The 26,606-nt window shown below is 31.0% G+C and carries 25 protein-coding genes; 16 read left to right on the top strand and 9 right to left on the bottom strand.

Annotated features, from left to right (window positions below; genetic code table 11):
* The first annotated feature begins 1 nt into the window (after position 1).
* From fliF to uvrA, 10 genes are all read left to right on the top strand, one after another.
* Positions 2 to 1,687, top strand: coding sequence for a flagellar basal-body MS-ring/collar protein FliF (gene fliF, locus L8W68_RS06245; RefSeq protein WP_263675421.1), 1,686 nt, complete (start codon positions 2 to 4; stop codon positions 1,685 to 1,687).
* A complete protein-coding gene (fliG, locus tag L8W68_RS06250; RefSeq protein ID WP_039619192.1) occupies positions 1,687 to 2,715 on the top strand; it encodes a flagellar motor switch protein FliG in 1,029 nt (342 codons plus the stop codon). The genes fliF and fliG overlap by 1 nt, the downstream gene beginning before the upstream one ends.
* Positions 2,716 to 2,719: 4 nt before the next feature.
* A complete protein-coding gene (gene fliH / locus L8W68_RS06255; RefSeq protein WP_263675422.1) occupies positions 2,720 to 3,538 on the top strand; it encodes a flagellar assembly protein FliH in 819 nt (272 codons plus the stop codon).
* Complete coding sequence (gene dxs, locus L8W68_RS06260) at positions 3,535 to 5,364, top strand: 1-deoxy-D-xylulose-5-phosphate synthase (protein WP_263675423.1); 1,830 nt, start codon at positions 3,535 to 3,537, stop codon at positions 5,362 to 5,364. The genes fliH and dxs overlap by 4 nt, the downstream gene beginning before the upstream one ends.
* An 81-nt stretch (positions 5,365 to 5,445) precedes the next feature.
* Positions 5,446 to 5,859 (top strand): peroxide-responsive transcriptional repressor PerR, encoded by a 414-nt coding sequence (gene perR, locus L8W68_RS06265; RefSeq protein WP_087699633.1) that lies wholly within the window; start codon positions 5,446 to 5,448, stop codon positions 5,857 to 5,859.
* A gap of 1 nt (position 5,860) precedes the next feature.
* Positions 5,861 to 7,003: a hypothetical protein gene (locus tag L8W68_RS06270; protein ID WP_263675424.1), complete on the top strand. Its 1,143-nt coding sequence runs from the start codon at positions 5,861 to 5,863 to the stop codon at positions 7,001 to 7,003.
* 49 nt (positions 7,004 to 7,052) lie between these two features.
* The gene (ubiE, locus tag L8W68_RS06275) at positions 7,053 to 7,754 is read left to right on the top strand and encodes a bifunctional demethylmenaquinone methyltransferase/2-methoxy-6-polyprenyl-1,4-benzoquinol methylase UbiE (protein ID WP_263675425.1); all 702 of its coding nucleotides are present in this window, start codon (positions 7,053 to 7,055) and stop codon (positions 7,752 to 7,754) included.
* Positions 7,751 to 8,914: an exodeoxyribonuclease VII large subunit gene (xseA, locus tag L8W68_RS06280; RefSeq protein WP_263675427.1), complete on the top strand. Its 1,164-nt coding sequence runs from the start codon at positions 7,751 to 7,753 to the stop codon at positions 8,912 to 8,914. The genes ubiE and xseA overlap by 4 nt, the downstream gene beginning before the upstream one ends.
* Positions 8,915 to 8,926: 12 nt before the next feature.
* Positions 8,927 to 10,003 (top strand): phosphoserine transaminase, encoded by a 1,077-nt coding sequence (serC, locus tag L8W68_RS06285; protein ID WP_263675429.1) that lies wholly within the window; start codon positions 8,927 to 8,929, stop codon positions 10,001 to 10,003.
* Between the two features lie 21 nt (positions 10,004 to 10,024).
* Positions 10,025 to 12,850: an excinuclease ABC subunit UvrA gene (uvrA, locus tag L8W68_RS06290; protein ID WP_263675430.1), complete on the top strand. Its 2,826-nt coding sequence runs from the start codon at positions 10,025 to 10,027 to the stop codon at positions 12,848 to 12,850.
* An 18-nt stretch (positions 12,851 to 12,868) separates the two neighbouring features.
* On the opposite strand, the gene trpB is transcribed toward uvrA, so the two are convergent.
* A complete protein-coding gene (trpB, locus tag L8W68_RS06295) occupies positions 12,869 to 14,044 on the bottom strand; it encodes a tryptophan synthase subunit beta (RefSeq protein ID WP_263675431.1) in 1,176 nt (391 codons plus the stop codon).
* A 275-nt stretch (positions 14,045 to 14,319) separates the two neighbouring features.
* Here trpB and L8W68_RS06300 point away from each other — a divergent pair, with 275 nt between their 5' ends.
* The gene (locus L8W68_RS06300) at positions 14,320 to 14,763 is read left to right on the top strand and encodes a YqaA family protein (protein WP_263659782.1); all 444 of its coding nucleotides are present in this window, start codon (positions 14,320 to 14,322) and stop codon (positions 14,761 to 14,763) included.
* Here the strand turns inward: L8W68_RS06300 and L8W68_RS06305 are convergent.
* Together L8W68_RS06305 and L8W68_RS06310 are read right to left on the bottom strand one after the other, a co-directional pair.
* Positions 14,719 to 15,723 (bottom strand): nucleoside hydrolase, encoded by a 1,005-nt coding sequence (locus L8W68_RS06305; RefSeq protein WP_263675445.1) that lies wholly within the window; start codon positions 15,721 to 15,723, stop codon positions 14,719 to 14,721. The two genes, L8W68_RS06300 and L8W68_RS06305, sit on opposite strands and share 45 nt — an antisense overlap.
* Positions 15,723 to 17,075, bottom strand: a complete 1,353-nt coding sequence (locus L8W68_RS06310; protein WP_263675433.1) for an MFS transporter — start codon at positions 17,073 to 17,075, stop codon at positions 15,723 to 15,725. Before L8W68_RS06310 ends, L8W68_RS06305 begins: the two co-directional genes overlap by 1 nt.
* A gap of 132 nt (positions 17,076 to 17,207) precedes the next feature.
* Here L8W68_RS06310 and polA point away from each other — a divergent pair, with 132 nt between their 5' ends.
* Genes polA through motB form a run of 3 tightly spaced genes read left to right on the top strand, consistent with a single transcriptional unit; the run spans position 17,208 to position 21,378 of the window.
* On the top strand, positions 17,208 to 19,847 hold the full coding sequence (gene polA / locus L8W68_RS06315) for a DNA polymerase I (RefSeq protein ID WP_263675435.1): 2,640 nt from the start codon (positions 17,208 to 17,210) through the stop codon (positions 19,845 to 19,847).
* Positions 19,848 to 19,859: 12 nt separating this feature from the next.
* The gene (gene motA, locus L8W68_RS06320) at positions 19,860 to 20,633 is read left to right on the top strand and encodes a flagellar motor stator protein MotA (protein ID WP_039619177.1); all 774 of its coding nucleotides are present in this window, start codon (positions 19,860 to 19,862) and stop codon (positions 20,631 to 20,633) included.
* A gap of 10 nt (positions 20,634 to 20,643) precedes the next feature.
* On the top strand, positions 20,644 to 21,378 hold the full coding sequence (gene motB / locus L8W68_RS06325; RefSeq protein WP_263675437.1) for a flagellar motor protein MotB: 735 nt from the start codon (positions 20,644 to 20,646) through the stop codon (positions 21,376 to 21,378).
* 16 nt (positions 21,379 to 21,394) lie between these two features.
* Here the strand turns inward: motB and L8W68_RS06330 are convergent, their stop codons facing one another.
* From L8W68_RS06330 to L8W68_RS06355, 6 genes are all read right to left on the bottom strand, one after another.
* Entirely contained in the window at positions 21,395 to 22,378 is a 984-nt protein-coding gene (locus L8W68_RS06330; protein ID WP_263675438.1) for a beta-ketoacyl-ACP synthase III, read from the bottom strand.
* A complete protein-coding gene (gene plsX, locus L8W68_RS06335; protein ID WP_263675439.1) occupies positions 22,365 to 23,354 on the bottom strand; it encodes a phosphate acyltransferase PlsX in 990 nt (329 codons plus the stop codon). The genes L8W68_RS06330 and plsX overlap by 14 nt, the downstream gene beginning before the upstream one ends.
* Before the next feature lie 5 nt (positions 23,355 to 23,359).
* Complete coding sequence (rpmF, locus tag L8W68_RS06340) at positions 23,360 to 23,506, bottom strand: 50S ribosomal protein L32 (protein WP_012662034.1); 147 nt, start codon at positions 23,504 to 23,506, stop codon at positions 23,360 to 23,362.
* 14 nt (positions 23,507 to 23,520) lie between these two features.
* The gene (locus tag L8W68_RS06345; protein WP_263675440.1) at positions 23,521 to 23,874 is read right to left on the bottom strand and encodes a DUF177 domain-containing protein; all 354 of its coding nucleotides are present in this window, start codon (positions 23,872 to 23,874) and stop codon (positions 23,521 to 23,523) included.
* Positions 23,874 to 24,287 (bottom strand): nucleoside-diphosphate kinase, encoded by a 414-nt coding sequence (gene ndk / locus L8W68_RS06350; protein WP_039642239.1) that lies wholly within the window; start codon positions 24,285 to 24,287, stop codon positions 23,874 to 23,876. Before ndk ends, L8W68_RS06345 begins: the two co-directional genes overlap by 1 nt.
* Positions 24,288 to 24,426: 139 nt before the next feature.
* Positions 24,427 to 24,711 (bottom strand): ferredoxin, 4Fe-4S, encoded by a 285-nt coding sequence (locus L8W68_RS06355; protein ID WP_039619165.1) that lies wholly within the window; start codon positions 24,709 to 24,711, stop codon positions 24,427 to 24,429.
* A gap of 186 nt (positions 24,712 to 24,897) precedes the next feature.
* On the opposite strand from L8W68_RS06355, the gene L8W68_RS06360 reads away from it, so the two are divergent.
* Both L8W68_RS06360 and L8W68_RS06365 read left to right on the top strand, forming a co-directional pair.
* Positions 24,898 to 25,494 (top strand): peroxiredoxin, encoded by a 597-nt coding sequence (locus L8W68_RS06360; RefSeq protein WP_263675442.1) that lies wholly within the window; start codon positions 24,898 to 24,900, stop codon positions 25,492 to 25,494.
* 179 nt (positions 25,495 to 25,673) lie between these two features.
* Positions 25,674 to 26,606 (top strand): cache domain-containing protein (locus L8W68_RS06365; RefSeq protein ID WP_263675444.1); only part of this gene is annotated, 933 nt, incomplete at its 3' end.

The following is a 26,606-nucleotide window of genomic DNA, read 5'->3' on the forward strand; positions in this document are numbered from 1 at the left end:
AATGGATTATAAAACTATACTGCACCAAGTAGGTCAGCTTTATCAAAATTTAAGTTTAAGACAGCGTATTATCATTGCTGCTTCTATTGTTGTTGTAGTTGGATTTTTAGTATTTTTAACCCTTTTTAGAAGTGGCTCTACAGTGGCTAGCGAGGCTGGATATTCAGTATTATTTGAAAATGCTAATACTAGTGATTCGGCGATGATAGTAACTCAACTTGAAAAAAGTGGGGTTCCTTATATTTTGCGCAATGAAGGAACAATTTTAGTTCCTAACGAACAAGTATATAAACAGCGTTTAGCTATTGCTTCTGCAGGATTATTGCCAAAAGATAATAAGGTAGGTTTTGAGCTTTTTGATAAACAAGAATTTGGTGCAACAGAAGCTGAACAAAAGGTAAAATACCAAAGAGCATTAGAAGGTGAGCTTGCTAGAACGATTGAAAGTTTAGAGCCTATTCATAGTGCTACGGTGCATATTGCTTTTGCTAAAGATACACTTTTTACCCAACAACAAGTTCCACCAACTGCTTCAGTAGCTTTGACTATAAAAGAAGGTTTAAAGCTTAATAAAAAGCAAATTATGGGGATTAAAAACTTAATTGCTTCCTCAGTAACAAAACTTACTCCTGAAAATGTAAAAATCATGGATCAAAAAGGTATTCCTTTAGATGATGAGGGTGCTTTTGAAAGTGATTTAATCGCTGCTCAAATTAAATATAAAAGAGATCAAGAATATGAATTAGAGCAAAAAATTGTTGCTTCTATTGCTCCATTTGCAGGTGGCTATGATAGGGTAGTAGCAAAGGTTAGTATTGATTATGATTTTTCTAAAGAAGAATCACAAAGTGAAGTTTATGATCCAAACACAGTTGTACGCAGTGAGCAAACCTTAGAAGAACATAGAGAAGGCTATAAAGATAAAGAAATTCAAGGTGTGCCAGGCGCTGTTTCAAACATCGGTCCTGTAGAAGGTTTAGATGATAAAGGCGCGCGCGAGGTTTATACTAAAAATCAAACCACAACTAACAATGAAATTTCTAAAAAAATTACCAACACCACTAAGCAATTTGCAACCGTTAAGAGAATTTCTGCAGCTGTTGTGGTAGATGGAAAGTATAAAGTAATTACTGATGATCAAGGAAATGTTACTAATGAATATATTCCTTTGAGTGATAAAGAAATTAAAGCGATTGAAAATCTCACTAAAGGTGCTATAGGTTTTAATCTTGCTAGGGGTGATGCGGTTGAAGTAAATAATTTGGAATTTCATAGAACAGCTAAAGTTGAAAATAAGGTTCAAACTTTTTATTCAAGATTTGTTGAGCCATTTATCCCACCTGTTAAGTATGTCTTTGCTGCGATTTTGCTTTTTATCTTTTACAAAAAAGTTATTGTGCCATTTTCTCAAAAAATGCTTGCAGATATCAAGCTTGAAGAAGAAATGGAAGGTAAAGATGGACAAGTTATTGATGAAGCTGAAGACGCTATTGAAAAATTCAATGCAGCGCGTAAGAAGGTTGAAGAGCAACTTGGCTTTGGGGATAATTTTGATGAAGATGCGCTTCAATATGATGTCTTGCTCGAAAAATTAAGAGCAGTGGCTAATGAAAAAGGTGAAGAAGTAGCATTGTTGCTACAAAAACTTGTTGAAAATGAAGCTGAATTTGGTGAGAAGGATATCTGATGATAAAGCTTAGTGAAGAACAAAAAATGGTCTATGATGACCTTTCTATGCCAGAAAAGGTCGCAATTTTTTTAATTCAACTTGGAGAAGATGTAACAACAGTTTTATTTTCTCATATGGATATTAATGTTATTACCGAAATTTCTCGCTATATTGCTTTAGCAAAAAATGTTGACAAACCAGTTGCTACTGCAGTGCTTGAGGAATTTTATACTTTATTACAATCAAACCAGTATCTAAAAAGTGGCGGTTTGGAATATGCAAAAGAAATTTTATTTAGAACTTTTGGTCCTGAAATTGCCAATAAAATTTTGGAAAAACTTACCAAAAGTATGGAAAATAACCAAAATTTTGCTTATCTTTCACAAATTAAACCACAACAGCTTGCTGACTTTATCATTAAAGAACACCCGCAAACTATAGCTTTGATTTTAGCTCATATGGATACCACTCAAGCTGCTGAAACTTTGGAGTATTTTAGTGATGAATTAAGAGCTGAAGTTGTAATAAGAATGGCAAATCTTGGGGATATTTCACCTTCAATCATCAAAAGAGTATCTGCTGTGCTTGAAAGTAAGCTCGAAAGCCTTACTTCTTATAAGGTTGAAGTGGGTGGTCCAAGAGCAGTTGCTGAAGTGCTTAATCGCTTGGGTCAAAAAGCATCCAAAACAACACTTTCTTATATTGAGCAAAGTGATGAAAAACTTGCTACAACCATTAAAGATTTAATGTTTACCTTTGATGATATTTCTCAGCTTAGCACTAATGCGATTAGAGAAGTTTTAAAAGCTGCTGATAAGCGTGATTTGATGATAGGTTTAAAAGGTGCAAGCGAGGATTTAAAACAAAAATTCATGTCCAATATGTCTACGCGTGCTGCTGAAGCTTTTGTAGAAGAAATGGGCTTTTTGGGTGCTGTGCGTGTAAAAGATGTTGAAGAGGCACAAAGAAAAGTTGTAGAAGTGGTGCAAAAACTTGCAGAACAAGGTCTTATCCAAGTGGGTGAGGCTGATGAGATGATAGAGTAAGATTATGGCAAAATTAACTAATGTAATTTCACCCGAAAACATTTCTGCTCATGTAGTTGAGGGTTATCATTTTAAAGTTATGAGTGAAATGCCCTCTAATGAAGAACAAAAACAAGAAGAAACTCAAACTATAAATCAAGCCTCTCCTGTCCAAAATACTACTCAGCAAGCAGTAGAAAATCAAACGGTAGAAACCACACCACAAGCCCCTCAACCACAAATTCAACCTGATTTTGTAGAAGATTTACTTAAAAAAACTGATGAGATGTCAGGAAATATCATTAAGCTACAAATGCAAATAGAAAGCCAAGAAGCTGAATTTAATAATCGCTTAAATACAGAATTAGAACACGCAAAAGAAAAATTTACTAAAGAAGGTTATGAACAAGCTCAAAAAAATTTTGAAAGCGAATTAGAAGCTTTAAAAGAAAAATACTTAAAAAGTGTAGAAAAGCTTGAAAATACAGTGCAAAATTTAAATAACTTTTTATCTAAAAATGAAAAAGAATTAGCCGATACAGCTGTAATTATCGCAAAAGAGGTAATTGCAAAAGAACTTGAGGAAAATTCTTCACTTATAGCCTTAAATTTGGCAAAAGAACTTATGAATGAGCTTAAAAATGCTACTAAGATAGAATTAAAATTAAATCCTGATGATTTTGAGTATGTAAAATCACATTTAGAACAAGAGCAAAGTAATATCAAATTTAGCCTTGATGATGCGATTAATAAAGGAAGTATTTTAATATTAAGTGATGCGGGTAATATAGAATCAAATCTTAACAATCGTTTGCAAAAAATCAAAAATATGGTTAATGAATGATAGATTTAAATAACTTAAATATTAAAAATATGCAAATTAAAGAGCTAGAAAATTTAGCTAATAATTTGCGTGAAGTTATTATAGATACAGTGAGTAAAAATGGTGGACATTTAAGTTCAAATTTAGGTGTAGTTGAGCTTAGCATAGGAATGCATTATGTTTTTGATGTGCGAAAAGATCCTTTTATTTTTGATGTTTCACACCAATCTTATCCGCATAAGCTTTTAAGTGGTAAAATAAATAATTTTCATACTCTAAGACAGTTTAATGGTTTAAGTGGCTATACCAAGCCTGATGAGGGAGATTATTTTGTAGCAGGACATTCAAGCACTTCTATATCTTTAGCAGTTGGAGCTTGCAAGGCTATAAGATTAAAAAATGAAGATCGTTTGCCAGTTGTATTAATAGGCGATGGAGCGCTAAGTGCAGGTATGGCATATGAAGCCTTAAATGAGCTTGGCGATAGAGAATATCCTTGTGTGATCATTTTAAATGATAATGAAATGAGTATTTCAAGGCCAATTGGGGCTATTTCAAAATACCTTTCTCAAGCAATGGCAACGCAGTTCTATCAAAAATTTAAAAAACGCATAGAAAATCTTTTAGAATACTTTCCTCAAGGTGCTTCTTATATGGCAAAGCGTTTTGAAGAGGGTTTAAGACTTATTACACCTGGACTTTTGTTTGAAGAATTAGGACTTGAATATATTGGACCTATTGATGGGCATAATTTAAATGAGGTTATTAATGCGCTCAATCAAGCAAAAGCTATGAATAAACCTTGCGTTGTACATGCGCAAACTATCAAAGGTAAAGGTTATGCATTAGCTGAAGGTAAAAATGCTAAATGGCATGGGGTAGGTGCTTTTGATAGAAGTAGCGGGGAGAGTTTAAAGGCAAATGTAAGTAAAAAAAGTGCTACAGAAATTTTTTCAAATACGCTTTTAAATTTAGCTCAAAAATATGAAAACATAGTAGGCGTAACTGCTGCTATGCCAAGTGGTACTGGAATAGATAAGCTAATGGAAAAATATCCTGAACGCTTTTGGGATGTTGCAATTGCAGAACAACATGCAGTTACTTCTATGGCGGCTATGGCAAAAGAAGGTTTTAAACCTTTTATAGCAATTTATAGTACTTTTATGCAAAGAGCTTATGATCAAGTAATTCATGATTGTGCTATTATGAATTTAAATGTAGTTATCGCTATGGATAGAGCAGGAATTGTAGGAGAAGATGGAGAAACGCATCAAGGTGTTTTTGATGTTAGTTTTTTAAGTGCTATTCCAAACATTACTCTAGCAGCTCCAAGAGATGAGGCTATGATGGAAAAAATCATGGAATATGCTTATTTTCATCAAGGTGTTTTTGCTTTTCGTTACCCTAGGGGTAATTTTTTATTAAATAATGATTTTAATCCATGTGAGATAAAACTTGCCAAAGCTCAAATTTTATCTAAAACACAAAGCGATAAAGTATTTTTAGGTTTTGGTCAAGGTGTAGCCAAAGCAAAACTAGCTTTGGATAAACTTGGTTTAGATTATGCGAGTTTGATAGATTTGATTTTTGTAAAACCTTTAGATGAAGAGCTTTTAAAAGAATTAGCAAAAGATACAAAAACTTGGTTTGTTTTTTCAGATAGTGCTAAAATAGGTGGAGTGGGAAGTTTAATTACAAATTTTTTACAAAAAGAAAATCTTTATCACATAAAGCTAGTAAGCTTTGAATTTGAAGATTGCTTTATCACGCATGGTAAGACAAATGAGGTTGAGCAGTTTTTAAAACTTGATGTTGATTCTTTATGCGAAAAGATTAAAATTTATTAAAAGATAAAAAATATCCTTTAATATAATTATTTTTTTATAAAAAAAGCGTTATACTATAGAAAAAATATTGGAGAATTTATTATGGAACTTATTCAAATGCTTAAAAACTGTGATTTAAAAGCTACTCCACAAAGACTTTGTATTTTAAAAATTTTAAAACGCCATGAACATCCTAATATAGAATCTTTATACGAAAGCATTAAGGAAGAATATCCTTCTATTTCTTTAGCTACAGTGTATAAAAATTTAAATACCTTAAAAGAACAAGGTTTGGTTGTAGAAATCAATACGCCAAATCAAAAAACTTGTTATGATATTTATGAATATCCTCATATTCATGTAATTTGTAGTAAATGTAATCATATAGAAGATGTATGTTATGAAGATAGTGGGATTAATAAATATCAAGAAGATCTTGAGAAAAAAATTGGCAATATTATTGATTATCTTGGTGTATTTGCCTATGTAAATGGCTGTAAAGCTTGTAAAAAATAAAATGGTTTGTGAAGTTCAAAGACGCTTTTTACTTGAAAATGATGATTTTATAAAAATTTTAAAAGAAGAAAAAATTACTTATTCTAAGGATAAGATACGCGTTTTTTTTACGCGTATAAGTCCTTTTTGTGATGCTAAATATAAAAAAATCAATCAAGATTATTATCAATTTTCACTTTATAAACTGCACGATATTATAGATAAAAAAACTCATAAACTCTCTAAAAAAGAATTTAAGCGTCAAAGTAAAAATGCCATAGGGGATATCATTAAAAAAACTAGAATTAGTTTTGAGATTAATGGCATTTGGTTTTTTCTTTATAAATTTAAAAATAATTTGCAAGATTTAATTATTTTGAAAGTTATTTTTCCTACTTTTGAGCAAGCAAAATGCTTTAATTTACCTCATTTTTTGCAAAACTATAAAGAAATCACAGATAATGAAAATTTTTATAGTAAAAATTTAGCATTATATGGAGATTTTTCTAAAATTTTTGATAGCACAAAATGTATTAAAATTTTAGACAAGCAAGAAGATATTAGTTTATATTTCCCAAGTCAAATTCAAAGTTTTGAAGCGGGTAAAATCTTACTTTTTGTGCTTTTAAAAAGATTAAAAAATGAAAGATTAAATTTTTTACAAAAATTGACTTTTGAAAGCTTGGAGCAATTTTTTATAAGCCTTAGGCAAATTTGTATTTTCTTTGAGTTTTTTAGCACTCTTTTTGAAAAAAGTATTCAAAATAAACTTCAAAATTATATTTTAAATTTAGAAAAACAAGTATGTAGTGATAAAAATTATAAATTTGAATTAGAAAAATATATTTTTATTTTAAGTGATGAAAAAATCAATGATATTTTTCTTGATATGGATTTTATTTTAAAGAATGATTGTGATTTTTATCAAGGAGAAAAAAATCAAATTTTAAAGTCCTTGGTAGCTTTTAAACTAAGAAAAGAATTAGTTTTTTTAAAGAAAAAAATTGTAAAATCTCAAAGAAATCTTGAAGAAGAAATAGAAAGAATAAAATTTTTATTATGCTATTTTGCAACTATGTTTGAAGTAAAAAGTATTTTAAAACTAATACTTTATTTTGAATATAATCATTTACAGCATATTTCATATGATTCATATATAATATAACAATTTGAATAAAGTATTCAATAATTAAAAATATATAGTTAGGAAAAACATGCAAAAACAAGAAAAAATAGTTAAAATGTTTGATGATATAGCACCAACTTATGATAAGGCTAATAGAATTTTAAGTTTTGGAAGTGATGTGAGTTGGAGAAAAAAAGCTTGTTTGGATGTTTTTAAATTTTCTAATAATGAACTTGATATTATCGATGTAGCTTGTGGTACGGGCGATATGATTATAGAATGGCAAAATCAAGCCTTAAAAGCAAATAAAAACATTACGAGTATAAAAGGGGTTGATCCAAGTGCGGGTATGCTTGAAATGGCTAAGAAAAAAATTCCTGAAGCAACTTTTGTGCAAGCAAAAGCACAAGAGCTTCCGCTTGAAAGTGAAAGTGCAGACATCATAAGTATAAGTTATGGCATACGCAATGTGGTAGATAGAAAAGAAGCTATAAAAGAATTTGCAAGAGTGTTAAAAAAGGATGGGATTTTACTTGTACTTGAATTTACCAAAAGAGAGCAGGGTGGTTTTATAGCTGCTTGTAGAGATTTTTACTTAAAAAATATTTTGCCAAAGGTGGGTGGATTTATCAGTAAAAATTATAGCGCTTATGAGTATTTACCAAATTCTATAGAAGATTTTTTAAGCAAAGAAGAATTTATCAAAGAATTGAGTGAGCATTTTGAAATGTTAGAGTATAAAAGCTTTAGTTTTGGTGTTTGCTCTATGTTTATTGCAAGAAAAAAATGAAAGTTTCAGAACTTAATCTAAAAGCTAAAAGTTTATTAGAATTTCATCTTGATGATATAGAGCTTAGTGGGGAAATTTCTAAAATTACCATTCATAGTTCAGGACATTGGTATTTTGACTTAAAAGATGAAAAATCAAGCATAGCTTGTGTGATGTTTAAAGGTTTTAATCAATTTGTCCAAGCTAGACCCAAGGTTGGTGATATGCTTGATCTTAGAGGTTATGTGAGTTTGTATGAAGCAAGCGGTAGGTATCAATTTATCGCTAAAAGTATGCAAAAAACAAGCCTTGGGGATTTAGAAGCTAAATTTTTAGCCTTAAAAGAAAAGCTTGAAAAAGAAGGTTTGTTTGATGCAAATGCCAAAAAAAGCATTGTTAAATTTCCTAAAAAAATAGGCATAATCACTTCTTTTACTTCAGCAGCTTTGCAAGATATGTTAAAACTAATTTCACAAAAAGAATACAATCTTTGTAAAATAACTATTTTTAATGCACTCACTCAAGGACAAAGCGCTCCAAATTCTTTGATAAATGCTTTAAAAAAAGCTGATGAATATAATTTAGATGCGATTATTTTAGCAAGAGGTGGCGGGAGTAGAGAAGATTTGTTTTGTTTTAATGATGAAGAACTTGCAAGATGTATTTTTTCTTTAAAAACGCCTATTGTTTCTGCTATTGGACATGAAATTGATTATGTTATTAGTGATTTTGTAGCAGATTTAAGAGCGCCAACTCCAAGTGCGGCTATTGATATGATTTTTCCAAATAAACTAAGCTTAGAACAAGGACTTGATGAGCTTGCTATGCGTTTTAAAAACCAAATGTTAAATCATCTTAAGTTTTATCAAAATAAAATCGATCATTTGCAAAATTTAGCCAAAGCGAAATCTTTAGAAAATGCTTTTTTTCTTAGAAAACAAAAGCTTGATTTTTTACAAAGTCAACTAAAGAGCGTTTTAAATTTAAAATTATTAAACTATGAAAATAAACTTAATAATTTTGAAGAGCTTTTAACTCAGCATAAAAATTTCTTTGATAAAAGTAAAAATTTGATAAATTTACAAAAAGATGGCAAAAATATCTCTCTTGAAAAACTAAAAAAAGGAGATATTATAAAACTTTGCTCAATAAATGAGAGTAAAGAAGCCCAAATACTATAAAAAGGAGACAAAATGAGAGTAATGAATTTTAGTGCAGGTCCTTCAAATTTGCCTGATGAGGTTTTAAAAGAAGCACAGGAGCATTTGTTTGATTATCATGGCAAAGGCTTTTCTATTATGGAAGTTTCTCATCGTGGAAAGGTTTTTGAAGAGGTGCATTTTGAAGCTATTAAAATGGCAAAAGAGCTTTATGGTATAAATGATGATTATGAAGTGCTTTTAATGCAAGGTGGGGCTAGTTTGCAATTTGCTATGATACCTATGAATTTATATATGGGTGGAGTTTGTGAATTTGCTAATACTGGTGTTTGGACTAAAAAAGCTATTAAAGAGGCTGAAATTTTAGGAGTAAATACAAAAATAGTAGCAAGTAGCCAAGAAAGTGAGTTTGATCATATCCCACAATTTGAATTTAGCGATAATGCAGATTATGCTTATATATGCTCTAATAATACCATTTATGGAACTCAGTATAAAAGCTATCCAAAGACTAAAAGTCCTTTGATAATTGATGCTTCTAGTGATTTTTTCTCTAAAAAGATAGATTTTTCTAATGTTGCTATGCTTTTTGGTGGAGTGCAAAAAAATGCAGGAATTTCAGGACTTGCTTGTGCATTTATCCGCAAAGATATGATAGAGCGTAGTAAAAATAAAAATATACCTAGCATGTTAAAATACAGTGTTTATGCTGAAAATAATTCTTTATTTAATACTCCAGCAACCTTTGCTATATATATGTTTAATCTTGAAATGAAATGGCTTTTAAATCAAGGTGGCTTAGATAAAATCAATGAACAAAACATACAAAAGGCTAAAATTTTATACGATGTGATTGATGAGAGTAATGGTTTTTATAAAGGTCATGCTAAAAAAGAAGATAGATCGCTAATGAATGTTAGTTTTAACATAAATCGTGATAAAAACTTAGAACTAGTTTTTGTAAAAGAAGCTGAAGAAAATGGTATGATAGGTCTTAAAGGGCATAAAATTTTAGGTGGAATTCGTGCTAGTATTTATAATTCTATCAGCATTGAAAAGGTTCAAAACTTAAGTGAATTTATGAAAGCTTTTGCAAAAAAACATGCTTGATTAGATAAAAAGAGGATTTTTATGAATAATGACAAAATAAGTATCATTGGTGCTAAGGAAAATAATCTTAAAAATATCAATCTAGAAATTCCTAAAAATAAGCTTATAGTTTTTACAGGACTTAGTGGAAGTGGTAAATCCACCTTGGCTTTTGGTACGCTTTATGCAGAAGGACAACGTCGCTATATTGAAAGTTTAAGTGCTTATGCAAGGCAGTTTTTAGATAAAGTGGGTAAGCCAAATGTTGATAAAATAGAAGGTTTAACTCCTGCTATTGCTATTGATCAAAAAACAACTTCTAAAAATCCTCGATCAACCGTTGGAACTATTACTGAAATTTATGATTATCTAAGACTTTTATACGCAAGGATTGGCTCACAACATTGTCATCAATGTGGCCAAAAAATCTCATCTATGAGTGCAGCAGATATCGTAGGTGAAATCTTAAAGCTTCCAAAAGGAGCTAAAATCATCATTTATGCACCGTTGATTAAAGAAAAAAAGGGAACTTTTGCAGATCTTTTGGAAAATTTAGTCGCAAAAGGCTATGTTAGAGCACAAATTGATGGGGTTTTAACGCGTCTTGATGAGGATATTGAGCTTGCTAAAACCAAAAAACATACAATAAAACTTGTAATAGATAGACTCCAAGTGCAAGATGATATGCTAGCAAGACTTGCAAGTGATATAGAAAAAGGTCTTAGTGAGAGCTTTGGCGAAGTGGAAATTGAAGTTTTAAATAATGAAGAATTAAACATACCTAAGCATTTTCATTATAGCGAGCATAATGCTTGTTTTGATTGTAAAATTTCTTTTCCTTTGCTTGAACCTTTGAGTTTTTCTTTTAATTCTCCAAAAGGCGCTTGTCCAAGTTGTGATGGTCTTGGTATAAGATATACGCTAGATATGAAAAAACTTATTAATGAAGAATTAAGCTTAGAAGCAGGAGCTATAAAGCTTTTATATGGGTTTAATAAAAGTTATTATTATAAGTTTTTAATGGCCTTTTGTGAGCAAAATGATATAAGGGTAAAAATTCCATATAATGAGTTAAGTGAAGAAGAAAAGCGTCTAGTGCTTTATGGTAATGCTAAGGAAATTAACTTTTTATGGAAAAGACATCGCTTAAGTCGTAAATTTGAAGGTGCGGTTAAATATGCCTATGAAATGCTAAAAGATGAAAAAGATTTAAGCGAGTATATGAGCGAAAAAACTTGCAAAGATTGCAATGGCCATCGTTTAAGAGCAGAAAGTTTAGCTGTAAAAGTAGCTGAGAAAAATTTGGGTGAAATTTTAGATATGAGCATAGAAAATACCACTGCATTTTTTTCAAAAGAAGCTAATTTTGCGTATTTAAGTGAGCAAGAAAGATTGATAGCTAAGCCTATTTTTAAAGAAATTAATGAAAGATTGTTTTTTCTTTATGATGTAGGACTTGGGTATTTATCTTTAGGGCGTGATGCAAGAACCATTAGCGGGGGTGAGGCTCAAAGAATTCGTATAGCATCTCAAATTGGTAGTGGTTTAAGTGGAGTGATGTATGTTTTAGACGAGCCTAGCATTGGTTTACATGAGCGAGATACGGCAAAACTCATTAAAACTTTAAGAAATCTTCAGCAAAAGGGTAATACTTTAATCGTGGTTGAGCATGATAAAATGACTATAGAAGAGGCAGATTTTATCGTAGATATTGGTCCAAATGCTGGTAAATTTGGTGGTGAGGTTGTATTTAGTGGAACTTATAAAGAATTATTAAAAAGCAAAAGCCAAACCGCCCTTTATATGAGCGGTAAAAAGCAAATTGCTCATCAAAAAAACAGAGAACAAAAAGATTTTATCAGTTTAAAAGATGTGAGTATTAATAATATTCAAAATTTAAGTGTAGATTTTCCACTACGCAATCTTGTAGCAATTACAGGCGTTTCAGGAAGTGGTAAAAGCTCATTAATTTTACAAACTTTGCTTCCATTCGCAAAAGAAGAGCTTAACCGTGCTAAAAAAGTTAAAAAACTAAGTGGGGCTAAAATAGAAGGTTTAGAAAAACTTGATAAGGTGATTTATCTTGATCAAAGTCCTATAGGAAGAACCCCGCGTTCAAATCCTGCTACTTATACAGGTGCTATGGATGAAATTCGTAATCTTTTTGCAGCTACCAAAGAAGCTAAAATGCGAGGTTATAAAGCAGGGCGTTTTTCTTTTAATGTTAAAGGTGGAAGATGTGAAAAGTGTAGTGGAGATGGTGAAATTAAAATAGAAATGCACTTTTTGCCTGATGTGATGGTAACTTGTGATGTTTGTAATGGCAAAAGATATAATGATGCAACACTTGAGATCAAATATAAAGGTAAAAGCATAGCTGATGTTTTAAATATGAGTATTATTGAAGCAAGTGAGTTTTTTACTTCTGTGCCAAAGATAAAGCAAAAACTTGATACTTTGGTAAAAGTTGGGCTTGATTATCTTACCTTAGGACAAAATGCAACTACTTTAAGTGGCGGAGAGGCTCAGCGTATTAAGCTAGCCAAAGAATTAAGCAGAAGTGATACGGGAAAAACTCTTTATATTTTAGATGAACCTACAACAGGACTTCATTTTGAAGATGTTAATAAGCTTATTTTGGTTTTGCAACATTTAGTTGATCTTGGAAACAGTGTGTTTGTGATAGAGCATAATTTAGATGTGATTAAAAATGCTGATTATATCATCGATATGGGACCTGAAGGTGGAGTTAAAGGTGGTAAGGTTATAGCTAAAGGTAGCGTTGAAGAGCTTGCTAAAAATCATGAAAAAAGTGGTTCTTATACAGGGTATTATCTAAATTTAGAACTAAAAAACACAAAAAAATAAATTGGTTGAAGTTTTACTTCAACCATAAATTTCACCTTTTTTATACTCATAAATACTTTGCATATCTTTATCACCTCTTCCTGAAAGATTTACAACTATTACACTTTTTTTCTTTAAAGTCGGACAAAGTTTTTCCAAATAAGCTAATGCATGTGAGCTTTCAATAGCGGGTATAATACCTTCTTCTTTACATAATAATTTTAAAGCATTGATGCACTCATCATCGCTAATAGCATGATAACTTGCTCTTTTGCTTTCTTGTAAATATGCGTGCAAAGGTCCTATGCCAGGGTAATCAAGCCCAGCAGAGATGCTAAAAGTATGAGCAATGTTTCCTTTATCATCTTGTAAAACTTTAGTTTTCATACCATGGATAATACCCTCTTTACCTTTAGTAAGTGTGGCTGCATGATAAGATGTATCTTTTCCTAAACCTGCTGCTTCAACGCCTATGAGTTTAACTTTTTCATCTTTTAAAAATGCATGAAAAATTCCAGCAGCATTGCTACCACCTCCAGCTGCTGCTATAATGTAATCTACTTTTTTATTTAATTTTCTAAGTTGCATTTTACATTCTTTACCTATAATACTTTGAAAATGCGTAACAATTTGCGGATAAGGATAAGGCCCCACTGCGCTTCCTACTACATAAAATACTTCTTTAGTATTTTTAACCCAAAAATTTAAAGCCTCATCTACCGCATCACTTAAAGTTTTACTTCCACTTTCTACCGCATGAACTTTTGCTCCTAAAAGCTCCATTTTATAGACATTTAAAGCTTGTCTTTTTACATCAATAGCTCCCATAAATATCTCACATTCAAGTCCCAAAAGTGCTGCTGCAGTAGCTGTTGCAAGCCCGTGTTGTCCTGCTCCAGTTTCTGCAATAATTTTTTTCTTATTCATTTTCTTTGCCATTAAGGATTGAGCTATGGCATTGTTGATCTTATGAGCTCCTGTGTGAGTTAAATCTTCTCTTTTTAAATAAATTTCGTGATTATAAAGCTTGCTTAAATTTTTAGCATAGTATAAAGGCGTAGGTCTTCCCACATAATTAGCTAAGAGTTCTTTTAATTCTGTGTTAAAATCTTTATCTTTTTTGAGTTTTAAAAAAGCTTTTTCTACTTCATCTAATGCTGTTTTTACTTCATTTGGCACAAATTGCCCACCAAATTTTCCATAATATTTTTTCATAGTATTTCCTTAAAATGATTAATAATATAAAATCAAAAATGATCAACTAAAACTAAAAATGTAAAATAAAAAATGATTAAAAATGTAGCAGTAGGCTTAACGCCAAGAAAAAGAAGCTTTGTTAAATGAGTATTCTAAATTTAGTTTAGAAAATTTTTTCCTTTCCATAGTTTTTCCTTTTAAAAAATTGCCAAATGACTTTACATTCTAAGATAATTATTATTAAAAATTCTTTAAAATGATAGTTTATAAAATAAATACTAAGAAAATTTGTAATGTTTGATTTTTTATATAATGATATAAGCTATATAGGGCTTTTTATAGTATGTTTTCTCTCTAGCACACTTTTGCCTATGGCAAGTGAGGCTTTTGTACTTGCTTTTGTGAAATTAGATTTTAATGCTTATATGGTTTTATTTATAGCAAGTTTGGGAAATACTTTGGGTAGTTTAAGTACTTATGCGTTAGCTTATTTTGGAGAGAGTCAAATTTTAGAAAAATATTTTAAAAACTCTTTATGTAAATTAGAAAAAATCAATGCAAACTTTAAAAAATTTGGCTCTTTGTATGCTTTTTTTACTTTTTTACCCATAGTGGGAGATCTTTTTGCATTAGGGCTTGGATTTGCTAAGTATTCTTTTTTAAAAGCAAGTATTTTTATAGCCTTGGGTAAATTAAGCCGTTATGCTTTTGTAATTTTCATAGCAAATTCCATTTAAAAGTCTTGATTTTAAAAGATTTAAAAGTCTAGCATTATCAATATCTTTTAAAACTTTTATAGTGTTTTTTAATTCATGATTTTTCATAGGTATTTTTGCATCTTTAAAACACCTTACCGTGCTTCCTCTAGCAAAAGTACTATCGCAAATGACATCTACTAAATACTCATCAAAATTTGCTAAATTGGGATCAAGCATATAAGCAATAGTTAATGCATCATGTATCCATGTGCCATTTGTGCCTCTTGTTTTGCTTGCATAATCAATCCAAACTCTTAAAGTTTGTACTAAAAAATCACAAAGAGGATTTTGATTTTCTAAAGCATTTAAATCTTCATGTGTGAGTATAGTTTGCATTGTTGCATTGTAAGGAACAAGTGTGATTTTAGCTCTTGAGTTTAAAACTATACTAGCAGCTTCAGGATCAAAGCCAAAATTTGTATCTTTGATATGATAAGGCATATCAAAACCTCCACCCATGATAAAAATTTCTTTTACATTTTTATCAAAATCTTTAAAAAGTTTCATCGCTATGGCTATATTTGTTAAAGGTCCTATAGCGCAAATTGAAATTTCACCTGGATTTTGCATAACAAGTTCACCCATTTTCATACAAGCATTTGGGTTTGTGTTTTCTAAAATTTTTATAGGTTTTATATGATCCCAAAGATGAGTAAGCTTAAACTCTTCTACGCTTTTATCTAATCTTTGTCTCCAAAAATGACTATCTTCACATAAAGCTTCATGAGCACCTAGATACAAAGGTATGTCTAGATTAAGCTTATTTAATAAATCTTTAGCAACGCTATAAGCGGTTAAAGCTTGTACATTACCACTTAAAGTGCTAATCATTTCAAGTTTGATTTCTTTAGAGGCTAAAATAAGCCCAAGGGCTAAACCATCATCGGTATTGGCCCCTGCTACGCCATTACCTATATCAGTATCTAAAATAAGGCGTATCATATCGCATCTTCTATTAAATTTAAATCCCTGCCTCTAGTTTCTGGCGCAAAGAAAGTTGTGATAAAACCAATTCCTGCGGTGATAACAAAATACAAGGCTATTGGCCACCAAGTACCATAATAAGCAAGCAAAGCTGAAGCTATCATAGGGGCAGTTCCCCCTGAAAGTATAGAGCCAAATTCTTTTGCTAGCGCCATTTTAGTATAACGATTTTTTGCTCCAAAAAGTTCTACACCCCACGCAGCTTGCACACCAAAAATTCCTAAAGATGCTAAAGACATACCTACGATGATAGTTAAAATTACAATAATTTCATTTTTACTATCAAGTAGCATAAAAGCAGGGAAGGCATAAAGCATTAAAAGCAAGCAAAAGGTTCTATAAGTAATGCGTCTTCCAAATTTATCACTTAAATATCCTGCTAAAGGTATAACTAAAAATCCCACCAAAGAAGCGATAACAACAGCAGTTGTGGCTACTGATTTATCAAGAAGTAAAATTTTAGTTACATAACCTACTATAAAGCCTTGTGCAAGATAAGATGGTCCATTTTCTCCTATCCTTATACCCACCATAGTCCAAAACGCACGACTTTTTTGCCAAAAAGTTCTTTCATCTTTTTTCATATGTGCTTCATTCTCATGACGAATTTTTAGCATTAATTCTTTTTGTTTTTCAAAAACAGGAGTTTCTTTTACATTTAAACGCATATAAACAGCAAAAAGTGCTATGAAGATACTTCCTATAAAAGGAATTCTCCATCCCCATTCTTTAAAACTAGCATCATCCATGCTTGTAACTAAAAGCCACACAAAAGCTGCAAGCAAGGTTCCACTATTTGATCCAAGAGCGATGATAGAAGAGATTAAACCCCTATGCTTACTAGGAGCGTATTCTCCAAGCATGACAGTCCCACCTGAAAGCTCAGCACCTGCGCCAAAGCCTTGCATAAAGCGCAAAATAACCAAACATATAGGAGCCCAAATTCCAATTATTGCATAACTTGGTATAAAACCAATTAAAGTAGTTGAAATACCCATTAATGCAATGGTGCTCATCAATACATTTTTTCTTCCGTATTTATCTCCTAAATATCCAAAAAATAAAGCTCCAATAGGTCTAGCAATAAAACCTATACCATAAGTAACAAAACTAAGCAATAATGCTATAACAGGAGTTTGCTCAGGAAAGAAAACTTCTGAAAAAACAGTAGCTGCAGCTAAACCATAGAGTGCAAAATCTGCATATTCCATAGCAGTTCCTAGCCAACATGAAAACACAGCCTTTTTAAAAGCCTTTTTTCCTTGTGGAGTTTGAAAATTTTCATCCGCGATTGATTTTGTTTGCAAGATTAAACCTTTATTTGAAATTTCAAAATGATAATTTTATCTAAAATGCTTAAAATGGAAATTTAATACTTTTTACCGACTTTTAAATAATTTTGGGCGATAATTATTATTATTTTTTAATATAGGAAAAAAATGAAAACTTTAACCATAATTGATACTTTTGGCTTTTTCTTTAGGCTTTTTTATGCTTTAAAGGGTTTGAAAAATTCAAAAGGCGAAGCTAGTAATATGATTAGCGGTTTTGCTAATTTTATTTATAGTTTGAAAAATGAACATCCTAGTGATATGATTATTTTTGCTCTTGATAGCAAAGGAAAAACTTTTAGAAGTGAAATTGATCCAAATTATAAAATCAACCGCACCCCACCTCCACCTGATTTATTAGCTCAAATTCCAATTTGCATTCAAATGATAGAAAAAATGGGTTTTTCAAGTTTTTCTTGCGAAGGCTATGAAGCTGATGATATCATCGCATCTTTGGTTAAAGAGTGTGAGAATAAGGATATTTTTATAAGAATTATTACTCAAGATAAAGATTTGTATCAACTTATAAAAGATGATAAAGTTAGTATTTATAGTCCTATTTCAAAAAATGATTATAATGAAGCAGGATGTTTGGAAAAATACGGGGTAAAACCTAGCCAGATAAGAGATTTTTTAGCTCTATGTGGAGATAGCTCGGATAATATCCCAGGGGTAAAAGGAATTGGTGCTAAGGGTGCTAAGAATTTACTTGATGAGTTTGAAAGTATTGAGGGAATTTATGAAAACTTAACACTAGTGCGTAATGAAAGAAGTCGTAATTTGTTGCTTGAGGGAAAAGAAAATGCCTTTTTGAGTAAAAAACTTGCTTCTTTGTATGAGGATTTAGATGTAAAAGATATGCTTTTAAATTGTGAGTATCCAAAAGATGAGCCTTTGCTTAAGATTATGGATATTTTGGAGCATTATGAATTAAATGCTTTGTTAAAAAAACTACGTACTAATCCTACTAATAAAGATAAAAATTTAGGATTTAATGCAAGATTAATTTTAGATGAGAAAGAATTATTTGACATTTTAGAAAAAATTGATGATCAAAGCATTGTTGCTTTTGACACTGAAACTACGGGCTTAGATACTAAAGAAGCAAAGATAGTAGGGTTTAGTTTTTGTTTTCATGAAAGTGAAGCCTTTTATGTACCACTTGCGCATGATTATTTAGGTGTTTGTAAGCAAATTTCTATACAAGTGGCTAAAAGGGGTATAGAAAAAATCTATCAAAGCACGGTTATAGGACATAATCTTAAATATGATTTTGAGATTATAAAAAATAATTTTAATTTACTTCCTCCAAAAAACTATGCTGATACTATGATACTTGCATGGCTTAAAGAGCCAAGTTTGCGTGTAAATATGGATGATTTAGCAAAAAGATTATTTGATTATGAGACTTTGCATTTTGAAGATTTAGTAAAAAAAGGAGAAAGCTTTGCAGGAGTGGATGTAGAAAAAGCTTGCAAATATGCAGCTGAGGATGCTTATATCACTTTAAGATTTTATTTGTATTTTTTAAAAAATTTAGAAAAGCCTTTATTTGAGCTTGCACAAAAAAGTGAGTTTGAATTTATCAAAGTGCTTATTATGATGGAAAATAATGGCATTAAGCTTGATACTCAAAAGCTTGAAAACTTAATGCAAAGTTTTAATCAAGATATCAAAATATTAAGTGAAAAAATATATGATTTAGCGGGTGAAAAATTTAATATCAACTCTCCAAAACAAGTAGGGGATATTTTATTTGAAAAACTAAAGCTACCAAGTGGTAAAAAAAGCAAAACAGGTTATTCTACTGATGAAAAGGTTCTAAATACTATTTTAGATGAACATCTGATTGTGAAAGAAATTTTATCTTATAGAGAGCTTGCAAAATTAGTTTCTACTTATTGTGAACCTTTGTTAAAATTAGCTAAAAAAGATGAAAACTCAAGAATTTATTCAAGCTTTTTGCAAACTGGTACTGCAACTGGACGCCTTTCATCAAAAGATCCAAATTTGCAAAATATCCCTGCGCATGGTCAATATGCTAAAGATTATAAATCCTGTTTTGTAGCAAAAGAAGGATTTAGCTTTATCTCACTTGATTATTCACAAATTGAGCTTAGAATGCTAGCGCATTTTAGTGAAGATGAGAAATTGCTAGAAGCATTTTCAAATGATGAGGATATTCATGCAAAAACTGCTATTATGATCTTTGGTCATAGTGATTATGAGACAAGAAGTATTGCTAAAAGTATAAATTTTGGTCTTATTTATGGCATGGGTTATAAGACTTTGAGTCAAAATTTAAAAATAGAAGCAAAGTTAGCTAAAGAATATATTGAAAAATATTTTGAGAATTTTACTAGTATAAAAACTTATTTTGAAAAGGTAAAAAATGAAGCTAAGCAAAATGGTTTTATAAAGACTTTACTAGGTCGTAAGCGTTATTTTGACTTTGAAAATGCAAAGCCTATGCATGTGGCAATGTATGAAAGAGAGAGCATTAACTCTACACTTCAAGGTTCTGCTGCCGATATAATAAAACTTGCAATGATAGAAATTGCAAAAGATTTAGATGAAAATAAACGCTTGATTTTACAAATTCATGATGAGCTTATTTTTGAAGTAAAAGATGAACTTTGTGAGGAATTTGCAAAAAATGCTAGTGATATTATGGAAAATATTGTAAAATTAAAAGTTAAATTAAAAACTTCATCAAGTATTGCCAAAAATTGGGGCGCATTAAAATAAGGAGAATAACTAATGGATCTTTCAACCATACTTGGGATGGTATTAGCTGTTGTTAGTATTTCTGTAGGGGATATTTTAGAGGGTGGTAACCCTTTGCATGTTTTGCACTTAAGTTCATTTTTGATCGTGGTTCCAACTGCAGCATTTTGTGCAATGACAGCAACTCATAAAAAATTTGTTAAAGCAGCTTATAAAGAATTAAAACTTGCCTTTAAAGGTGCAGGGGTAAATTTAAGTCAGAGAATAGCTGAGCTTGTAGAATACTCTATCATAGCAAGAAGAGACGGGCTTTTGGCTTTAGAATCAAAAACTAATGAAATTGATAATGAGTTTTTAAAAGAAACCATGATGATGATGGTTGATGGTAAGAGCGTAGAAGAGATTAAAGAAAGCATGGAAATCCAAATAGAAGAAATGGAAGAATATTACAAAGAAACGGCAGAATACTGGATCCGTTTTGGTGAAACTTGTCCTACTATGGGACTTGTTGGTGCGGTTATGGGGCTTATGCTTGCTTTGCAACTTTTAGATGATCCTCAAGCTATGGCAGCAGGTATTGCAGGAGCATTTACTGCAACGGTAACTGGAATTTTTGGTGCTTATGCTTTATTTGGACCTTGGGGTCATAAAATCAAAGCTAATGCTCATGAGCTCATTAAAGAAAGGATAGTGATTTCGCATGCTATAGTAAGTATTGCAGAGGGAGCTAATCCTAGGGATTTAGAGGCTAAATTGTTTAATTATCTTGGACAAGGCGAGCCTAGAATTTCTCAATTTGATAAGTAAGAGTTAAAAAATGGGAAAAAAACATAAATGTCCAGAATGTCCAGCAGGTGAAAAGTGGGCTGTGCCTTATGCAGACTTTTTAAGTTTGCTTTTGGCGCTTTTTATTGCTCTTTGGGCAATTTCTGAAAGTAATCCTGCTAAAACTGAAGCCTTAAAAACTGAATTTGTTAAAATTTTTGAATTTACTGCTTCAAATCCTTTAGAAAAAGAAAGTGAAGTGCATAATAAATACAGCGCACCATCTAATGCAAATGTTGAAGAGCTTGAAAAGCTTAAAAAATTAAGTATCACTCAACAAGAAAATATAGAAAAATTAAAAGCAGCATTAGATCAAAGAGAAAATAATATTGTTTTAAATTTACCTGCAAGGGTTGAATTTGCTAGAGGCAGTACGCAAATTGATTCAGCTGATGTACAAGATTTTCTAAAACGCATTAGTGAAGTTTTAAAAAGAATGCCTGCGCAAGCTCAAATAGAACTTAGAGGCTATACTGACGCAAGCGATAAAGACCCTAAAAGAAATTTTGATTTAGCAAGTAAAAGAGCTCAAGTTGTGGCTGATTATTTGATTGCTAGAGGGATTAACCCAGCTCAGCTTATAGTGGTTAGTTTTGGTGAAAATTATCCTTTGAGTACAAACAAAGAAGATGAGATAAACAATAGGGTTGAATTTTATATCCGCGTAGATTCTTCAGATAATCAAACTAGAAAGTCAGTATTGGATCAAATTGGGACTTTTAAATAACAAATAAGCAAAAAACTTATTTGTTATTCTCTCCGCCAAAACGAAGCAGTGCTGAACCCCAAGTAAAGCCTCCGCCAAAAGCATCAAGTAATATTAGTGAGCCTTGTTTTAAGCGACCTTGCTCGTAAGCATCATTCATTGCCATAGGAATTGAAGCAGCTGAGGTATTGCCATATTTTTGCACAGTAACTACGCATTGTTCATCTGTAAAATTTAATTTTTCTTGTACGGCCTTGATAATTCTTAAATTAGCTTGATGAGGTATAAAAAGATCAATTTCTTTGCTTTTTATATTATTTTTTGCAAGAATTTCAATAACATCATTACTTAGAGTATTCACCGCGATTTTAAATACCTCATTTCCTTTCATTTGCATGGAAAGTGGAGAGCAAATACTGCTTTTTTGAGCTCTTTGAGTCATTAATAAATCTCCAAATTCCCCATCGCTTGCAGTATGAGTATCTATAATAGGAAAATTATCATCTAATGATACAACTCCAGCCCCAGCTCCATCGCCAAATAACACACAAATGCTTCTATCGGTATAATCCATAATAGAGCTAATTTTTTCAGCTCCTATGATTAATACATTTTTTTTAGCACCACTTTCAACCATAGATTTAGCAAGCTCTAAAAGATAAATAAATCCCGAGCATGCAGCAGAAATATCAAAAGCAGTGATATTTTTTAAGCCCAAATTATGAGCGATTTTGCATGCGGTTGATGGCATGGTAAAATAATCAGGACTTAAAGTAGCTACAATAATCGCATCTATATCTTGAGGATTTAAATTAGCTCTTTGTATAGCCTTAATAGCTGCTTTAGTACCAAGATCGCTTGTATTCTCATCATCACTTGCTATATGTCTTTGTTCTATACCGGTTCTTCTTAATATCCATTCATTGCTAGTTTGAACCATTTTTTCTAAGTCAAAATTACTTAGAGTTTTTGTAGGGATATAAGAAGCTATACTTTTTAAGGAAGCTTTAGTTGATTTCATAATTAGAAAGTTCTTTTTCTATGATTTGATTTATATTTGATTGTGCGAAATTTAATGCTTGAAAAATAGCATTTTTTATAGCTTTTGGACCGCTTTTGCCATGACTTATAATGACACATTCTTTTACGCCTAAAAGTGGGGCTCCACCATATTCTTCATAATCAATATGGGTTTTTAATTCATTAAAAGCTGGTTTTGCTAAAAGATAGCCAAGTTTTGCTAAAAAAGATTTTTGAATTTCTTGTTTTAGAAGCTTTGTAATAACACTCGCTACACCTTCGCCGGTTTTAAGTAAAATATTCCCATTAAATCCATCACATACTAATACATCTATAGTACCATTAAAGATATCTCTACCTTCAGCATTTCCTACAAAATTTGGAAGTTGCTTTAAGAGTTGATGAGTTTCCTTGGTAAGCTCATTTCCTTTGCATTCTTCTTCACCATTTGATAGCAAAGCAACTCTAGGTTTAGCAATTTTTAAAATCTCTTTAGCATAGGCTTCACCCATGATAGCAAATTGAAATAAATGCTCACTTTTACAATCAACATTTGCTCCAACATCTAGTACAAGTGTTCTTGAATGGATATTTGGCATTAAAGTAGCTATTGCAGGTCTAGCAATATTTGCTAATCTTCCAAGTCTTAATGTAGCTAAACTCATGGTAGCTCCACTATGTCCAGCAGAAACAACAGCTTTTGCTTTTTGATTTCTTACTAATTCTATAGCCTTGTAGATAGTACTGTCTTTTCTTTTTAGTGCATCTGTGGAATTTTCTTCCATAGCAAATACATCAAAAGCTTCTTCGTATTCTATATATGAGTTTAATTCTTGAGGTATTAAGGTTTTAAGCTTTTGAGGATCCCCTACCAAGATAGCTTTAAATTCACGCTCTTTTAAAGCCTGAATCACACCTTCTATAATAGGTTTTTCCCCAAAATCACCACCCATTGCATCAATAGCAATGCTTGTCATCGTTATTAATATTCCTTAGTTACTGGATTTACACGGTGAGGCATTTTATAGCTACCATCTTTGTCTTTTATAGGCATAGGTAGGGTAACTTTATAATGAGTTCTGCGTTTTGCTGCACGAGTTTTACTCACTCTTCTCTTAGGTACTGCCATTTTTTACTCCTTTGTTAATTTGAACATTTATTGCAATAAAAATAATCACTTAAATAAGATTGTAACTCACTTGTGGCAAGCTCTATTAAATCTATATGAGAGTCAAAAAACTCCATAGTATCACTTAAAGTGTTATTTTCATCTTTAAAAATTCCATCGCTTGCAAAAAGCTCTATATTTTGATCGATTTCAAGCTCCATTTCATCGCCGCAGCGATCACAGTTTCTATAAACAAAGCCTTTGAAATTAGCCTTTATTTTTGCTAATTTTGGATTAACTTTTGTAATAGTTCCTTCAAAAACTATATTATCAAGATCTAGTTTAAAAGGGTAAGCTATAGAGCTAAGCTTTGCAAAAGCGATTTTCATTATAAAATTTCAGTTTTTGAAAAGAAAAATTCGATTTCAATTTTCGCATTTTCTAAGCTATCACTTCCATGAACTGCATTTGCATCAATACTATCTGCAAAATCTGCTCTAATAGTACCAGGAGCTGCTTCTTTTGGATTTGTAGCACCCATTAATTCTCTGTTTTTTAATACAGCATTTTCGCCTTCTAAAACAGAAACCACAACTGGACCACTGATCATAAATTCAACTAAATCTTTAAAAAAAGGTCTGTCTTTGTGTACAGCGTAAAATTCTTGAGCTTCTTTTTCTGAAAGCTGTATTTTTTTTGTTGCTGCTATTCTTAGACCATTGCTTTCAAAGCGTGTTAAAATTTGACCAATAACACCTTTTTTAACTGCATCAGGTTTAATAATAGAAAGTGTTTTTTCCAAAATCGTCCCCTTAATTTAAATAAGTTTTATATTTATAAAAGAGCTAATTATACCAAAAAATGCTTTAAAATTATATAAAATTTAGAGTTTATAGAAGAGTTTGTAAGTAGCTTGAAACCAAGATACTTACATTAAATTATTAAGCAAATACTGGAGTTGAACCGTCTCTTAAATCACTTCCGATGTTATCACGGCTTGGTTGTCCGCTAACTACATCACTCCATACAATACAGCCATCAGTTGGGCAAGCGCTTGCACAGGCTGGTTGGTCATTGTGTCCTACACACTCAACACATTTATCAGCATAAACATAATATCTATCTTCGCCCTCAGGATTGTTTGCATCATCTACGATTGCGCTTACTGGGCATTCATCTATACAAGAACCACATGCTATACAAATATCAGTAATTTTAACTGCCATTTTTTACTCCTTAATATTAAATGTTAAATGCAAGATTATCAAAATTGTCTTAATTTTATTCTTAAAATCTTTTAATTTTGATAATAAAATTAAATTATGGATAATTTTACACAATTAATAAATTTTTAAATTTACAAATGATATTATTTTGTTACAAATAAAATTTATTAATTAGGAGATAAAATTATGGTAGTAACTAAAAAAGCTATTGATTTTACAGCACCTGCTGTATTAGGTAATAATGAAATAGTAGGAGATTTTAATCTTTATAAAAATATAGGACAAAAAGGTGCGGTAGTATTTTTCTATCCAAAAGACTTTACTTTTGTTTGCCCATCTGAAATTATTGCTTTTGATAAAAGATATCAAGATTTTAAAGATAGAGGTATTGAAGTAATCGGCGTATCTTGCGATAATGAATTCTCTCACTTTGCTTGGAAAAATATGCCAGTAAATCAAGGTGGTATAGGTCAAGTTAAATTTCCTTTAGTAGCTGACTTAACAAAACAAATTGCTAGAAATTTTGATGTTTTATTTGAAGAAGCAGTTGCTTTAAGAGGCTCTTTCTTGCTTGATGCTGATGGAACAATCCGCCATGCAGTAGTTAATGATTTACCACTTGGAAGAAACATTGATGAAATGATTAGAATGGTTGATACTATGTTATTTACTAATGAGCATGGTGAAGTTTGTCCAGCTGGTTGGAATAAAGGTGATGAAGGTATGAAAGCTGATCCTAAAGGTGTAGCTGATTACTTAAGCAAAAACGAAGGTAAATTATAATCAAAAGCCTACTATATGTAGGCTTTATAATCTTTTTTATTCTTTCTATGGTTTATATATTTTAAAAATATTATTTCTACATTTTTTGTTATTTAAATTACATTTTTTATCAATTTTAAATCAAATAATACAATTTTAATCTTATTTGTCAATACAACATTCAATACAAGGAGTAAAAAATGTTTCAAAGTATTACAGGTAGATTAACTTTGGTGATTGCTATTGTGAGTATTATAGTGCTTGCAGTGGTTAATGGTATGAGTTATTACAACTCTAAAGAGGACACTTATACTTATCTTGAAGAAATTCAAAGGAAAACTATGCTTGATACAGCTGAAGTTTTTTCTATATATTCACATGCAAAAAGAAGTGCAATAGCGACTTTAGCGGAAGAAATTGTAAAGCAAGATTTTTCTAATGATGAAAATATATATAAATTTTTAGAGGCTTTTAAAAAGGCAAATAGCTTTGACATTATATATTTTGCGCTAGATGAAACTGGAAAACATTATAAATCAGATCATACTTATTTGGATAAATCTAAAGGATTTGATGTTAAAACTAGAGCATGGTATATTAAAGCTAAAGAAGAGAAGAAATTAATCGTATCAGATCCATATTCTAGCTTTGCAGATGGTAAAATGAAAATTGCATATGCAGTACCTGTGTTTAAAAATAATCAATTTATAGGGGTAGTTGGTGGAGATTATGATTTAGAAAGATTTTCAAAAGATGTATTATCAGTTGGAAAAAGTTCTCAAGCATATACAGCCATATATGATATAGAAGGAAATGCATTTTTTCATCCAGAAGTTGAAAAAATAGGTAAAAAAGACAAACTAAGTGAAAATATTTCTGCTTATATGAAAGCAAATCCTCAATTTTTAGATCCAAAAAATGAAAGCGCAATTGCTTATATACCTAATGAAGAAGGAACTGTAGAAGCAGTTATGTGTACTAATTCTTTTAGTTCTAAGTATAAAGTTTGTACAGTTACTAAGGAAAAAGTGTATTCAGAAAAAGCAAATAGTGCTTTAATTAAACAAGTGCTTGCTGCATTTGTAGCTATATTAATTGCATTAGCATTAATTAAAATTGTTATAAGCAGGCTT

The sequence above is a fragment of the Campylobacter sp. FU_497 genome, from assembly GCF_025772425.1.
In the GTDB taxonomy this organism is placed as follows: domain Bacteria; phylum Campylobacterota; class Campylobacteria; order Campylobacterales; family Campylobacteraceae; genus Campylobacter_D; species Campylobacter_D lari_C.

Excerpts from the sequence above, each read along its gene's own strand:
- ubiE (WP_263675425.1), top strand. The coding sequence starts at position 7,053 with ATGCAAAAACAAGAAAAAATAGTTAAAATGTTTGATGATATAGCACCA.
- serC (WP_263675429.1), top strand. The coding sequence starts at position 8,927 with ATGAGAGTAATGAATTTTAGTGCAGGTCCTTCAAATTTGCCTGATGAG.
- polA (WP_263675435.1), top strand. The coding sequence starts at position 17,208 with ATGAAAACTTTAACCATAATTGATACTTTTGGCTTTTTCTTTAGGCTT.
- L8W68_RS06270 (WP_263675424.1), top strand. The coding sequence starts at position 5,861 with ATGGTTTGTGAAGTTCAAAGACGCTTTTTACTTGAAAATGATGATTTT.
- L8W68_RS06355 (WP_039619165.1), bottom strand. The coding sequence starts at position 24,711 with ATGGCAGTTAAAATTACTGATATTTGTATAGCATGTGGTTCTTGTATA.
- fliH (WP_263675422.1), top strand. The coding sequence starts at position 2,720 with ATGGCAAAATTAACTAATGTAATTTCACCCGAAAACATTTCTGCTCAT.
- fliG (WP_039619192.1), top strand. The coding sequence starts at position 1,687 with ATGATAAAGCTTAGTGAAGAACAAAAAATGGTCTATGATGACCTTTCT.
- xseA (WP_263675427.1), top strand. The coding sequence starts at position 7,751 with ATGAAAGTTTCAGAACTTAATCTAAAAGCTAAAAGTTTATTAGAATTT.
- trpB (WP_263675431.1), bottom strand. The coding sequence starts at position 14,044 with ATGAAAAAATATTATGGAAAATTTGGTGGGCAATTTGTGCCAAATGAA.
- L8W68_RS06360 (WP_263675442.1), top strand. The coding sequence starts at position 24,898 with ATGGTAGTAACTAAAAAAGCTATTGATTTTACAGCACCTGCTGTATTA.
- motB (WP_263675437.1), top strand. The coding sequence starts at position 20,644 with ATGGGAAAAAAACATAAATGTCCAGAATGTCCAGCAGGTGAAAAGTGG.
- L8W68_RS06345 (WP_263675440.1), bottom strand. The coding sequence starts at position 23,874 with ATGAAAATCGCTTTTGCAAAGCTTAGCTCTATAGCTTACCCTTTTAAA.
- perR (WP_087699633.1), top strand. The coding sequence starts at position 5,446 with ATGGAACTTATTCAAATGCTTAAAAACTGTGATTTAAAAGCTACTCCA.
- rpmF (WP_012662034.1), bottom strand. The coding sequence starts at position 23,506 with ATGGCAGTACCTAAGAGAAGAGTGAGTAAAACTCGTGCAGCAAAACGC.
- L8W68_RS06300 (WP_263659782.1), top strand. The coding sequence starts at position 14,320 with ATGTTTGATTTTTTATATAATGATATAAGCTATATAGGGCTTTTTATA.
- fliF (WP_263675421.1), top strand. The coding sequence starts at position 2 with ATGGATTATAAAACTATACTGCACCAAGTAGGTCAGCTTTATCAAAAT.
- uvrA (WP_263675430.1), top strand. The coding sequence starts at position 10,025 with ATGAATAATGACAAAATAAGTATCATTGGTGCTAAGGAAAATAATCTT.
- L8W68_RS06330 (WP_263675438.1), bottom strand. The coding sequence starts at position 22,378 with ATGAAATCAACTAAAGCTTCCTTAAAAAGTATAGCTTCTTATATCCCT.
- motA (WP_039619177.1), top strand. The coding sequence starts at position 19,860 with ATGGATCTTTCAACCATACTTGGGATGGTATTAGCTGTTGTTAGTATT.
- dxs (WP_263675423.1), top strand. The coding sequence starts at position 3,535 with ATGATAGATTTAAATAACTTAAATATTAAAAATATGCAAATTAAAGAG.
- plsX (WP_263675439.1), bottom strand. The coding sequence starts at position 23,354 with ATGACAAGCATTGCTATTGATGCAATGGGTGGTGATTTTGGGGAAAAA.